Source organism: Aminipila butyrica, from assembly GCF_010669305.1.
Lineage (GTDB): Bacteria > Bacillota > Clostridia > Peptostreptococcales > Anaerovoracaceae > Aminipila > Aminipila butyrica.
The window spans coordinates 1,804,904-1,818,487 of record NZ_CP048649.1; the positions used below are offsets into that span (position 1 = coordinate 1,804,904).

Here is a 13,584-nt window from a genome sequence, read left to right on the forward strand (position 1 = left end):
CCACTATGAGTTGGTACCTCAGAAAAATCATTCCTCTGCCACACAGATAAGGCATATTTTGACCACTACCAATCCACATTCGTGGGTATTTGGCGCCAAGCGAATGATGAAGAAAGCATTGCAAGAAAATTATGGGATAAGAAGTCGCAAGACAATGCAGGATGAAATTGATTCTTTTACGATGACTATCTGCGAAGATTGTGCCATTTATGGGTTATTGATTGAGCTGTATTTATTCAATCCTACAAAGTTTTTACATACCACATCAGATGAGGCGCAAGTTCTTTTGGCTACCCTATTGGAAGATAACCAGAAAAATCCGCTAGGACAGATTTGGAAAGCACTGCAGCTAAGGGAGGCACAAGGGGAGTATGTTCAAAACATAAGCAAAACTGCGGCTAATTTTTTTGAAGATGAAAATATGGACTATGTGAGAGAGCTGTATGAGTTATTCCAGAAAAATCGGACATGGCTAACGAAAACTGGGGGCATGTCATTTGCAGGGTTCCAGCTGTCGCGCATTATTTCTATTTTGGCAGATAGCCATATGTGTGGCTACTTAAGTGATGACGCGGCCAGAAAATCAATGGACTATTATGGTGCTATAGCCGAACAGCTTTTTCCAAATTGGGAAGCATTTTTGTTCAGTGCGGTGTTGGGCAAACAAATGATGTCGGGGGCCAGTGGACAGTTTATTATTGGCGCCGCCGACTATATAGCCAGTTGCTGCGCACTTGCGGCACACCCCAGCAAGCTCTTGGAGCTTTCCGAGGTATGGGTAGGCAGTGATACCACTTTTTTTGTTAATAGCTTTACTAATTATTCTTAAAGGAGAAAATACATATGATACAAGCAGAAAATGAAATTCGTCTTTTCCAGGATACGGTAGTACCGATTTTTGAAAAGCATGGCATGGGGTATACGGTGACTGACGATGTGGAAAACAAGCGTTTTTACTGTATACCAAGCGGTACAGCGGCTTACTTTGGAGTTACTGTGTTTGAAGCAGATGTGGCTGAATTCCGCGCCAACATGCAGGCAGATGAATTGCCTATTTTTGTAGCCAGCAAATCGTTGATTACCAGTAAAGGTATACATATCCACATTAAAAAGCTCTTTCAAAAAAAACAGCACATTTTTATTGCATGGAACCAGGTGCCGGATTTAGAATGGAAGATTAATTCATTGCAACAAATCGAATTAATCCTTGAGGGGAATAAGGTAATCGAGTTCCAGCCAAACCTAGAGCGTCTTGGTTTGTCACAGGATGATGTTTGGAACAAGGGCACTAAAAAAGTCACGCCATTGTATCAGCCGGACTTAGATAACCTAACAAAGGTCTTTGCCGAACTAAAACAAGTGTTTAGCTAATTCCACTTTTTTGAGAGGCAATAGCTAGGGGCTGCAAAAAATAGTTGACTTTAATCTTGTAACCAAAAAATAAAAAGAACCCTTAAGATTTCTAGGCTTTAAAATTGCATGAATCTTGTAGGGTTCTTTTTTATTTTTTCATTTTTAAATCAATAATATTTGTTTCAATTTTGCCCCAGAACATATAGCTTTTATTCTTTCTATGTCTTTTTGGGAGCGATTGCTTTGACTCTTTTCATGTTGGTATAAGTGCAGATTGAAAACCTTGCAATTTCTTTGAAACGGATTACTACGCCAGCTTTAGATGCTGGTGTTTAGAAGTCCGTAGCTTTTCAGCTCGCTGGAAAGCTGGTACAGCGTTTTATTTTCTGGCTCACAGAGCGGCATGCGATATTCCCGCTCAATAAGGCCAAGCATGTTTAACGCCGCTTTAATCGGAATTGGATTGACCTCTAGAAAGAGAGCATCGATTAGAGGTTTCATGCGGATTTGCATTTCCCTGGCCTCCTGAATATGGCCTTGAAGATAGGCATGAACCATCCGATGGGTGTCCTTGGGGATGACGTTGCCCATTGTCGATATGGCCCCTGTACTGCCCATAGCCAGAAGAGGGACAATCATGTCATCATTGCCAGAATAGAGAGCGAAGTCCGGCGAGATGTATTTGGCCATGTCCACTACCTGAGACAGGTTCCCGCTGGCTTCTTTGATGCCGACAATGTTGGGATGGGTGCAGAGTTCAGCCACAGTCTTCGGCGTAATGTTGACACCGGTACGGCTGGGCACGGAGTACAGGATACAGGGAATGTGCACCGAATCGGCGATGGCCTTGTAATGGCGGACCAGACCCTGTTGGGTACACTTGTTATAGTATGGGGTTACCAATAACAGACCGTCTGCTCCAGCTTCTTCCAGCTGCTGAGACATCCAGATGGCATGGCTGGTGTTATTACTGCCGGCTCCTCCCAGAACGGGCACACGGCCTCCAGTCTGTTTTACGGTAAAGCGGACAACCTCCACGTGCTCTTCATCTGTCAGGGTGGAGGCTTCGCCGGTGGTGCCGCAGCTGACCAAAGCATCAATTCCCTGATCGATTTGCCAGTCGATCAGCTTGCCTAATGAATGAAAATCCACCTTTCCTTCTTTGAAGGGGGTGACAAGCGCTGTGGCTGCGCCTGTGAAAAGTGTCATATGCTAATCATCCTTTCCTTCCATGATTGTGAAATATATAAGTTTCCTTCTTTTAATATATTCCCGGGTGAAGCAAAAGTTTTCTATTCTCATAAAATATCAAGAGAATCCTTAAAATATATTGAATACGGGAAAATTTGTGGTAAAATAATAAATTAATAAGGAAAAATAGTGATATTGCATAAAAAATATAATTTTTCTAAGGTGAAGTTATAAAAAGTATTCCTGTATATAGAGGATGAGGAGGGTAAAATGGAAAAGAAGTTAAAAGTAGGCATTCTAGGCGGAACCGGCATGGTTGGACAGCGTTTTATTTCTCTGTTGGAGCAGCATCCCTGGTTCGAGGTGACTACCATAGCCGCCAGCCCAAGGAGCGCGGGACAGACTTATGAAGCAGCGGTAGGGCCACGGTGGAAGATGGATACGCCTATACCCGAATCGGTGAAGCAGATGGTGGTCATGGATGTCAATGAGGTAGAAAAGGTGGCTGCTACGGTAGATTTTGTGTTCAGTGCTGTAGACATGGCAAAAGAGGAGATTAAACGCATCGAGGAGGCTTACGCCAAGACAGAGACCCCAGTGGTATCCAACAACAGTGCGCACCGGTGGACCCCAGATGTGCCTATGGTGATTCCAGAAATTAATCCAGAGCACTATGAGGTGATTCATCATCAGAAGCAAAGGCTGGGCACTTCCAGAGGTTTTATTGCTGTAAAGCCCAACTGCTCTGTTCAAAGCTATGTGCCTGCACTGACGGCTTGGATGGAATTTGAACCATATGAAGTGGTGGCTACGACGTATCAGGCCATATCAGGGGCCGGAAAGAACTTTCAAGATTGGCCGGAAATGGTGGAGAATGTGATTCCTTATATCGGCGGAGAGGAAGAGAAAAGCGAGCAGGAACCGCTGCGGATTTGGGGCCATATCAAGGACGGTGTCATCGAAAAGGCGGCTGGACCGGTTATCACCTGTCAGTGCATTCGGGTGCCAGTGTTGGATGGTCACACGGCTGCGGCTTTTGTGAAGTTTAAAAAGAAGGTGACCAAAGAACAACTGATTGAAAAGCTGCGAAGCTACCGGGGCTTTCCTCAGGAGGCGGCATTGCCAAGCGCACCGAAACAGTTTATTCAGTATATGGAGGAGGAAAATCGGCCTCAGGTTCGGGCAGATGTGGACTACGAAAAGGGCATGGGCATCTCCATTGGCCGCGTTCGGGAGGATCACGTCTACGACTTTAAATTTGTAGGCCTGTCTCACAATACGGTCCGGGGAGCGGCAGGCGGCTCGGTGCTGTCGGCAGAAGCATTGGTGGCCAAGGGCTACATCAAGGCAAAAGAATAAAGTATTGCTGGGAATTAATTGGTAGTTTTTAAGAGGGTTTTCTTTGAAAACCCTCTTTTTTATGGTATAATAATCCCTATTATGGAAAGTAGTTCAAGCCTTATGGTTTGAACAGATGAGGTGTGATATCGTATGGCAGAGGAAAAAAGAAAACCCGGACGACCTGCCGGGTCTAAAAATAAAACAGCAGGGGCGGGAAAGAGCACAGGCACCAGAAGGAGCAGCGCGAAGAAGCCGGCGTCTGTCCAGAGTCCCACGGGCAGCCGGGTGAAAGATGAGATTTGGTCAGCGATTATTGTCGCTGTAGGTATTTTTTTTGCGGTAGCTATGCAGACGAAAGCCGCAGGAGAAGTGGGGGTAGCCATTAAAAATTTCTTCTTAGGCTGCTTTGGTCAGGTAGCCATGCTGCTGCCTTATTATCTGATTGCTTACGGCGTACTGCTTTTCTTAAAAAAGACCGCTCATATCAACAGACGGTCAGCGATTCTGCTGCTGGTGACTTTCTTGATGATTTCGATCCTCTTCAGCGGAAGATACGTGGATCAGGGGCCTTTAACTTTCGCCTATGTAGACTTTTCAGGCTGGTTTAAGGCAGGCATTAAAATGGCTAACGGCGGTGTCATCGGCATGTTTTTGGCTATGCTGGTCATTGTGGCTGTGGGTACCACGGGGTTATACATCTTCGCTACCCTGGTGATTCTGGTCTGCCTGATGCTGATTATCAATACGCCTATTTCCCAGTTTATGGAGAATTACAAGCTGAAACGCCAGTTAAAACGGGAGATGGCAGAGCAAGCTGCGGAGGAAGAGGCCGAGGTTCTATCTGAAAAACAGAAGAAATTGGAGCAAGACTTGCGGGAGGATTTGAAAAAGACTTATACGCCTCCTGTCAACCACACTAAATCCAGCGAAAAAAAGAAAAATATTCTGGCCTATATGAAAGATGATTTATTGTTCAGTAAGACTGCAAAAGAAAAAGAGGCATCGGATACCGCGGAAGCAGATGGACCAGCCTCCGCAGAATCAGCCAAATCAGAGAGTAAAATCAGTTACGGACTGGAGCAGGCGGCCCCGGTACCTACCGGCTTCGGACTGGCCGATGACGCCATCATTATCGGAGGAATCAGTGCAGCGACAGCCGCCGCTCAGGCGGCCACAAAGGCTCCTGCTACTGAACGCCTCTTTGAAATACCCGATTTTCATCAGTCTAAAGGAGCTGACAGCACTGGTCCAAAATTGAATATCTATCAGGAACCAGATACGGGTGTTCAGCCCTTTAAATCCGGAGAGGACAAGCCTGCTTCTGGGCCAGCCTCTGGGGTCAGTGCACTCAACAAGACGGACGTAGAAGGCGGCCAACAGATGCAGATGAAGCTGTCCAAGCAGGAAGCGGCCAGCGCCAAGCTGGAGCCTGCCGAGCTGAATTTGAACAAGGGAGCAGATGCCCTCGCCAACTACGAGTTTCCTTCCATCGATCTGCTGAACAAAAATACGCAAAATAAAAATGACGCAGCCACAGCCAATAGCTTGAAAGTCAAGGCTGCTAAACTGGAAAAGACCTTGCAGGACTTCAAGGTGGATGCCAAGGTGGTTCAGGTGACCCAAGGTCCGGCGGTAACCCGCTACGAGATTCACCCTAATACCGGGGTCAAGGTCAGCAGCATCGTCCGTCTGTCCGACGATATCGCCCTCAATCTGGAGGCCAAGAGCATCCGTATTGAAGCCCCTATACCGGGAAAAGCGGCGGTGGGTATCGAGGTGGAAAATGAAAAGATTAATATGGTTACCCTGCGGGAAATCGTGGATGCTAAAGAATTTAAAGAATCTAAATCCAAGATTACTTTTGCGGTGGGCAAGGATATCGCTGGTAAGGCTATTGTGGCAGATTTAAAGACCATGCCCCACATGCTCATAGCCGGTTCTACCGGATCGGGAAAGAGCGTGTGCATCAACAGCATTATTATCAGTATTCTTTACAAGGCTAAGCCTGACGAAGTAAAATTTGTGCTCATCGACCCGAAGGTGGTAGAACTGGGCAATTACAATGGCATTCCCCACATGCTCATACCGGTAGTTACGGAGCCGAGCAAGGCGGCAGCGGCCTTGAACTGGGCCGTGGCGGAGATGACCGACCGCTATAAGAAGTTTGCGGAGGAAGGGGTGCGAGATTTGGCTGGCTTCAATGAGGCGGTCAGAGAAAAGGCACAACCGGATCGAGTGATGCCGCAGATTGTCATTATCATCGACGAGCTGGCCGATCTGATGATGGCAGCACCTTCTCAAGTAGAAGAATCCATATGCCGGCTGGCCCAGATGGCCAGAGCTGCGGGAATGCACTTGATTGTAGCCACCCAGAGGCCGTCAGTGGATATCATCACTGGCGTCATTAAAGCCAATATTCCTTCCCGAATTGCTTTCGCTGTATCTTCTCAGTTTGACTCTCGAACTATTTTGGACATGGCGGGAGCCGAAAAGCTGGTAGGGAAAGGGGATATGCTCTTCAACCCATTGGGTTCCGGAAAGCCGGTGCGGGTTCAGGGCAACTTTATCTCCGACAGCGAGGTACATAGTGTCATCCAGCACCTAAAGAGCCAGTGTACGGAGACGGAATATGCCAGCGAGGTGCTTTCCACCATTGAGACGGCCAGCACTGCTGAAGTATCGGATGATGGAGATGAACTGCTGGCAGAAGCCATCGAAACGGTGGTACGGGCTGAGCAGGCTTCCGTATCCATGCTCCAGAGGCGGTTCCGCATCGGTTACAACCGAGCAGCCCGCATTGTGGATATGATGGAAGCTCGGGGGATCATCGGCCCGGCGGATGGCAGCAGGCCCCGGCAGGTACTGATGAGTCTGGATGAGCTGCTGGAGCTGCGCACAGAAGGGGCCGAGGTAATGGAAGACACCGCGGTACCGGAAGAAATTTTATAAATAATTTGTAAATAAAAATAAAGAAATTAAAAATAACGGTTAGAAATTCTCTCAACCGTTATTTTTGTTTTCTTTAATCCCTCAACTTATTATTTCAATCCCATTTGCTGTCTCTTTTTCAAAATATGAGCTTTAATATCTTTTGCCGCTTGGATTGGATCATCTCCCAGGGCAATTTTCCCGCCGGTCAGGCTTTCTACATCTTCGGTAACCAGTTTGACAAGGTTCGGTGCTCCCGTCACAAAAGGTGTTGGGGAGAGATGGGTATAGGCCCCGTAAGCCAGGGCAAATATGCCGTCAATTGTGGCTTTTTGCTCCATCCATTCGGGGGCGGTGACAGCGATTGGCAAATCAGGAATATCTACCTTTAAGTGATCGGCAAGAGCTGTAACCAACATGGATATTCGACCAGTATCCGTACAGGTGCCGAAACTCAATACCGGAGGAATGTTTAATGCTCTGCATACAGACTGCAAGCCTTCTCCCGCCAATTCAATCGCATCTAAATTACATAGGCCTGCTACCTCAAGGGCATGATTTCCGCAGCCTCCCGCTACCACTAATATATCGCCTTTTATCAACTCTTTGGTTATATTTACGGTATTCCAATCCTGGGGGCCATTTCTCAAGGTTGAACAGCTGGCTAGGGCGACAATTCCTTTAATCTGTCCTTTGGCGATAACATCAACAAGGATATCTAAATCATTGTTGATGGCACCCAATACGGCTTCTGTGGAAAAGCCAGCAATGGCTTTTGTTTTATACTTCGGCACTAATGGTTTAATTTGCTTGTGTCTCTTTTTGAAATTTTCAATGGCTATATGAATACAATCCTCGGCCATTTGAGCTACTTTCTCAGGATAGTAAGGCATGGTATGAGCTGTACCTGGTACGCCGATTATGGTGCTGACACTGATCAGCGCTACCTGATATTTTTCTGCATACTGATCAATTGCTGGCGGAGAGCAGTTCTCTTCCATCACTAGTGCATCGACGGTTCCCGTTGCCAAGAATGGTTCGATGGATAACCAGTCACCCATCAAACCCACAAACACATCATCTACTTCAAACCGTTGCAGCAATTCCTGTCCGGTTTCGATGGAGCCGACAATATGGATGCCTTTGGCTCCAGCTTTTTTAGCCAGTTCTTGGTAGGCTGGCATTTTCGCTTTCTGTAATGCGGCGACGCCTACCCAAGGTTGATGACCGTTAAAGGCAATGTTTACATAATCTGGATCCATAATGCCCAAGTCCACATCCACTTCATGAGGCATGGGGGTGCCAAACAAGATATCCTGCACCATTTCCAGTCCGATTTGGGCTGTATAAATGGTGGAAAGGCCTAACCGCAGAGCCTTTTTAGCCAGAGAAACATAGTCCCCATCTACGTTTGTCAGGCAGCTGGCAATGGAAAGCTCTACCTCATGTTCGACTCCGGAAGGATAAATGTGTAGATTTTCCCAAATAGGTTTTCTCTTTTGGGGTGCGAAAACTTCAACCATGACACTTTTTTGATCTGGTGTGATTTTCATTTCTTTATCAAGAAATTCAGCCAATTGAATGGCGAGAGCTGAGCTGTCCTGATTGGGATTGATGGAGACTTTTTCACACATCCACTTTAGCTTGTTTTCATCAGCAATAATAAATGACGTTTTTCCTTCACCAGTAGCCTTGAGTGTTCGGAAGGCTTCATAGGCGTGATGAGCATAGGTGGCTGCACCCATGATGTTTTGCATGAGAAGGTTTCTCATAGCCATGGCATCTGGGCCGATACCACAGACTCCTTTATCCGCTCCCGCTTTTTCACTGATTCGGCAAGGTCCCTGGGTACACAGCTGACAGCTGACCCCTTGAAGACAAAAATTGCAGCGTATTTTATCCTGTGGGTCCCATCTGGAAAATACGCTGGAAAGGCCGTCTTCCTTAATTCGAATCAGCATTTCTTCTACGGAATCGTGAATACTGACTCGTTCTGCCATTTTTTTAGAAATTGTTTCTGACATAATTAACCTCCTGGTTTGTTTTCGTAGCAAGTAATTCCCCCTTAGTATGCCAATTTTGCTAGAATTTCTAGGGGAAATATGAAAATTTTATAAAAGTATTTTCAGCGCGTAAAAGCCTATTAAATTAGATAAACTGTTTTTTAGTCTTGCTATGCAAGCGCTTTTGCAAGGGTTGTCTTTGAAAAGTGATAAAAATATATTGATTTATTAGCGGTTGCTGTTAAAATGGAATAAGTAATTTGAGAGGTATATTATGAATAATAAAAATGAGAAGCAAAAAAAATATAACATTTATCTATGTACGCTGGGTTGTGCTAAAAATGTCAGCGATTCTGATATGGCGGCAGGTCTGCTGGAGGAGCGAGGTCATCACATTGTCCATCATCCCATGGACAGCGATGTAATCATGGTCAATACCTGTGGGTTTATTAACGACGCCAAGAAAGAATCTATTGACAAGATTTTGGAAATGGCTGGTTTGAAGGATGAAGGAGAGAAGAAGCGGTTGCTTATCGTTTCGGGCTGCTTGTCTAAGCGGTATGGGGCTGATCTCTTTGAGGAAATGCCAGAGGTAGACATTTTTATCGGGGTTAATGAATACCATCGGCTGCCGGACATTCTGGAAGCCCATCAAGCCAAGCGGGAACTTCACATAGAGGACTGCGCTCCGGACTTCATGGAGCTGAGCAGCAGAAAGCTGGCGGACAACCCCTATACGGCTACCGTTAAAATTGCAGAAGGCTGCAACAATGTCTGTGCCTATTGCGTTATCCCTCACATCCGTGGTCATTTCCGCAGCCGCAGGGAGGAGGATATCCTCCAGGAGGCAGAAATGCTGGCCCAGAGAGGCTGCAAGGAACTGATTTTAATTGCACAGGATGTGACGGCTTACGGAGTAGATTTGTACGGAGAATTTCGCTTGGCGGCTCTGGTAAAGAAGCTTTGCCGGATTGACGGGCTCCAGTGGATTCGCCTGATGTATTGTTATGAGGACCGGATTACGGATGAACTGATTGAAGTCATGGCCAGCGAAGAAAAGGTCTGCCATTACTTGGATATTCCCATCCAGCACAGCAGTGATGTCATCCTAGAACGTATGAACAGACGTTCTACACACCAGAGCATTGTCAGCAAACTGGAAAAGCTGCGAAAGGCCATACCGGACATTCACATCCGCACCACCTTAATTACTGGTTTTCCTGGGGAGACCAAGGCTGAATTTGACGAGCTGTATGATTTCGTTCAGGAGATGAAGTTTGAGCGGTTGGGCGTATTCGCCTATTCGAAAGAAGAAGGAACTCCGGCGGCAGACATGGATGGACAAGTACGCCGAGATGTGAAAGAGAAGCGCAGGGATTCCATCATGCGGCTTCAAGTGGAGCTTTCCCTGGAATGTAATCAGAAAAAAATCGGACAGGTGCTGCCGGTGCTGGTGGAGGAGCAGGATGAAGACGGGACCTACATAGGCAGAACTCCTTATGATGCGCCGGAGATTGATAATTCTGTGCTCTTCACTTCCCAACGGGAGTTGAAGCCGGGGGACTTGGTACAAGTTCGCATAGAAGACGCCTTTGATTACGATATAGTGGGAGTGGAGGTATAGAGATGAATTTACCAAATCAATTAACTGTAGGACGGATTATTGCGGTGCCTTTTTTCGTGGGACTTTACATGCTGGGTTACGACTTAATTGCCTTTGTCATTTTTATTGGGGCGTCCTTAACGGATTTGCTGGATGGGCAGATTGCCAGGAAATACAACTTGGTGACCAATTTCGGCAAGATTATGGATCCCCTGGCGGATAAAATCCTAGTGTATTCAGCTTTTTGCCTCATGGTAGACAATGGCTTGGTGCCGGGGTGGATGCTGATTGTAATTCTGGCCAGAGAATTTGCTATTGCTGGTATGCGGACGGTAGCTGCTTCGGAAGGTTTAGTTATTGCGGCAGGCATGAGCGGAAAGATTAAAACCGTGCTGCAAATGATTGCTGTTCCGTTGCTGCTGCTAGTGAATATTCCTCAGCTGGGAGCGGCACTGCCTATCATTCAGCTGCTGGCACAGGGCTTCCTGTGGGCTTCTCTGATCATGACAGCTTATTCCGGCGTGGAATACATCGCGAAGAACAAGTCGGTCTTTTCTATGTAATAGGTAAATAAACCATATATCTGCCTGGCAGCAAAGGCTGTTCAGGCAGTTTTTTCTTGAAGCCGGGAAGGAGCGGTTGTGGATGATGAGTGAATGGCAAATCAAAAGAGGGCTACCAGTGGAGGCTATAGAGCTGGCCATCAACGGGGAGCCGCTAAAAGTAGAAAAAAGCAGTCGTCAGGGGTTTGCGGCGGAGTTACCTGTTCAGGTGGGCGGGATGCTGTTGGAGCGGGGGCTGACTATTGCCAGTGCGGAGTCCTGCACCGGAGGTATGTTTGCTCAAACGTTGACGGATATTCCAGGAATTTCGGCGGTTTTTGACCGAGGCATCGTCACCTACAGCAACCGGGCGAAGATGGAGGAATTGGGAGTCCGGCAGGGGACGCTGGCACAGTATGGGGCTGTCAGCGCCCAGACGGCGGTGGAAATGGCCGAGGGCATCCAGCGGGTAGCCGGGACGCGAATCGGTGTGTCCGTGACGGGGGTAGCCGGTCCTGGCGGGGGCTCAGCAGAAAAACCGGTAGGTCTAGTATATGTCTGCGCTGTGTTGGATGAGAGACGCCTCTGCCGGGAGCTGAGGCTGAATGGAGATCGGACGGCCAACCGGACTGCTTCCATGTATCACATGTTTCACATGATTGGAGAATTGATAAAATTAAAGGGTTAGATGAACTCAAAGAACTTGACTTGGAAAAAAATGTATATTAATATAAAGATAATCCCGGGGGAAGTTTAATTGGAGATTTGCAGAAAAAGGTATTGACCAAAGTTTGGAAATAGGGTATGATTAGTAAAGAACAAATGTTCACTAGGATTAGGAGGGAAACACATGGCATCTAATGCGAAAAAGGAAGTTAATATAAATTTAAATAAGAACGAAAAAGAGGAGGCCTTGAAAGAGGCTCTGGCACAAATTCAGAAGCAGTTTGGCAAGGGAGCTATCATGAAGCTGGGAGATGATTCGGCTAGATTGAATATCGAAGCCATCTCTACGGGATCGGCCAGCTTGGATATGGCCACTGGTATCGGCGGCATTCCTAGGGGCCGTATCGTTGAAATTTACGGACCAGAATCCTCTGGTAAGACGACCTTGACTCTGCACATCATTGCAGAAGCGCAGAAGGCTGGCGGTAAGGCGGCCTTTATCGATGCGGAGCATGCCTTAGATCCCGAATACGCGAAAAATCTGGGGGTAGATGTGGACGAACTGCTTGTCTCTCAGCCAGATACGGGTGAACAGGGGCTGGAAATCTGCGAGCTGCTGGTTCGCAGCGGCGCATTAGATGTAGTAGTAGTGGACTCGGTAGCCGCTTTGGTGCCGAAGACGGAAATTCAGGGGGAGATGGGCGACAGCCATGTGGGACTGCAAGCTCGACTCATGTCACAGGCCTTGAGAAAGCTCACAGGTAGTATCAATAAATCCAACACCTCGGTGGTTTTTATCAACCAGCTTCGTGAAAAAATTGGGGTTATGTTTGGCAGTCCGGAGACCACTACAGGAGGTCGAGCCTTGAAGTTTTATTCCACCATGCGTCTGGATGTGCGGAAAATTGAAAGCATTAAATCCGGAGACGAGGTTTTGGGCAACCGAACTCGGGTGAAGATTGTCAAGAATAAGGTGGCGCCACCTTTCAAACAGGCGGAGTTCGATATCATGTATGGAGCCGGTATCTCCAGAGAAGGAGATGTACTGGATTGTGCCGTAGATGCTAAAATCATCGAAAAGGCAGGTTCCTGGTACAGCTTTGAAGGAAACCGCATCGGTCAGGGACGGGAAAATGTCAAGCAGTACCTGGGCGACAACCCAGAGATTCTGGTGAAAGTGGAAGAGCTGTTGAAAGAAAGTCTAAAGGCGAAGAAAGAAGAGCCGGCGGAAGAGAAAGAAGATGCCAAGAGCAAAGGAGGCAGAAAGAAAGCTTCTGCTGGCAAGGATTCAGAAAAAGAGGCCATGGCGGATGAACAAGCAGCGCTGGAAGCAGATTTAAACGAGCTTATGGTGGATGAAGATGGCGTGGTGCTGGAGCCTTAATGTGAGAATTTTAATGAAATTTTCCAGAGAAAACATTTGACAGAGCATGTCCTCTGTGGTATCATATTTTATTGTAAGCCGCTCAGAAAAGGTTTGATAAAAGTAACGAAATCGTTGCTACCTATGGATGGCGAGACTGGATAGAGGAGGTAAGAAAACCAATGTACGCAGTAATTGAAACAGGCGGAAAGCAGTACAGAGTCCAGGAAGGCGATGTAATCACTGTAGAAAAGCTGGATATCGCAGCTGGTGAAAAGATCACTTTCGATAAGGTACTCTTATTAAGTGACGGGGAGACCATTAAGGTGGGCGCTCCTTACGTAGAAAGCTGCAACGTAGCAGGAACTGTAGTGGAACACGGCAAAGGACAGAAGGTCATCATCTTCAAGTACAAGTCCAAAAAAGACTACAGAAAGAAGCAGGGACATAGACAGCCTTATACGATGATCAAGATTGAAAAGGTTTCTGCTAGAAAAGCTAGAAAGACCAAGGCAGCAGCGGAAGCTGAAGAAGCAGTAGCAGAATAATTCATAGAAGCCGATCATCGATAAGTTCGCTTATCATATGGGCTGA

11 protein-coding genes are annotated in these 13,584 nt (G+C 46.9%); 9 read left to right on the plus strand and 2 right to left on the minus strand.

What is annotated here, in order from left to right:
- Nucleotides 1–103 precede the first annotated feature (103 nt).
- Together Ami103574_RS08550 and Ami103574_RS08555 are read left to right on the plus strand one after the other, a co-directional pair.
- Nucleotides 104–829, plus strand: a complete 726-nt coding sequence (locus Ami103574_RS08550) for a DUF1266 domain-containing protein (RefSeq protein ID WP_163066580.1) — start codon at nt 104–106, stop codon at nt 827–829.
- Between the two features lie 14 nt (nt 830–843).
- Complete coding sequence (locus Ami103574_RS08555) at nt 844–1,371, plus strand: hypothetical protein (protein ID WP_163066582.1); 528 nt, start codon at nt 844–846, stop codon at nt 1,369–1,371.
- Nucleotides 1,372–1,671: 300 nt separating this feature from the next.
- Here the strand turns inward: Ami103574_RS08555 and dapA are convergent, their stop codons facing one another.
- A complete protein-coding gene (gene dapA / locus Ami103574_RS08560; protein ID WP_163066585.1) occupies nt 1,672–2,562 on the minus strand; it encodes a 4-hydroxy-tetrahydrodipicolinate synthase in 891 nt (296 codons plus the stop codon).
- A gap of 252 nt (nt 2,563–2,814) precedes the next feature.
- Between dapA and asd the strand changes: the two genes are divergently transcribed.
- Complete coding sequence (asd, locus tag Ami103574_RS08565) at nt 2,815–3,903, plus strand: aspartate-semialdehyde dehydrogenase (protein ID WP_163066587.1); 1,089 nt, start codon at nt 2,815–2,817, stop codon at nt 3,901–3,903.
- 132 nt (nt 3,904–4,035) lie between these two features.
- Nucleotides 4,036–6,834: an FtsK/SpoIIIE family DNA translocase gene (locus Ami103574_RS08570; protein WP_246213116.1), complete on the plus strand. Its 2,799-nt coding sequence runs from the start codon at nt 4,036–4,038 to the stop codon at nt 6,832–6,834.
- Between the two features lie 89 nt (nt 6,835–6,923).
- On the opposite strand, the gene cooS is transcribed toward Ami103574_RS08570, so the two are convergent.
- On the minus strand, nt 6,924–8,837 hold the full coding sequence (gene cooS / locus Ami103574_RS08575; RefSeq protein WP_163066589.1) for an anaerobic carbon-monoxide dehydrogenase catalytic subunit: 1,914 nt from the start codon (nt 8,835–8,837) through the stop codon (nt 6,924–6,926).
- Between the two features lie 253 nt (nt 8,838–9,090).
- On the opposite strand from cooS, the gene rimO reads away from it, so the two are divergent.
- The 5 genes from rimO to rplU all read left to right on the plus strand — a co-directional run bounded on the left by rimO (nt 9,091) and on the right by rplU (nt 13,538).
- Nucleotides 9,091–10,440, plus strand: coding sequence for a 30S ribosomal protein S12 methylthiotransferase RimO (gene rimO, locus Ami103574_RS08580; protein WP_163066591.1), 1,350 nt, complete (start codon nt 9,091–9,093; stop codon nt 10,438–10,440).
- Between the two features lie 2 nt (nt 10,441–10,442).
- Nucleotides 10,443–10,982 carry a CDP-diacylglycerol--glycerol-3-phosphate 3-phosphatidyltransferase gene (gene pgsA / locus Ami103574_RS08585; protein ID WP_163066593.1) on the plus strand — a complete coding sequence of 180 codons (540 nt, stop codon included), beginning with the start codon at nt 10,443–10,445 and terminating at the stop codon, nt 10,980–10,982.
- A gap of 82 nt (nt 10,983–11,064) precedes the next feature.
- Nucleotides 11,065–11,649: a CinA family protein gene (locus tag Ami103574_RS08590; protein ID WP_163066595.1), complete on the plus strand. Its 585-nt coding sequence runs from the start codon at nt 11,065–11,067 to the stop codon at nt 11,647–11,649.
- Between the two features lie 162 nt (nt 11,650–11,811).
- Entirely contained in the window at nt 11,812–13,011 is a 1,200-nt protein-coding gene (gene recA, locus Ami103574_RS08595; RefSeq protein ID WP_163066597.1) for a recombinase RecA, read from the plus strand.
- Between the two features lie 161 nt (nt 13,012–13,172).
- Nucleotides 13,173–13,538 (plus strand): 50S ribosomal protein L21, encoded by a 366-nt coding sequence (gene rplU / locus Ami103574_RS08600; RefSeq protein ID WP_163066599.1) that lies wholly within the window; start codon nt 13,173–13,175, stop codon nt 13,536–13,538.
- The last annotated feature ends 46 nt before the right edge of the window (nt 13,539–13,584 follow it).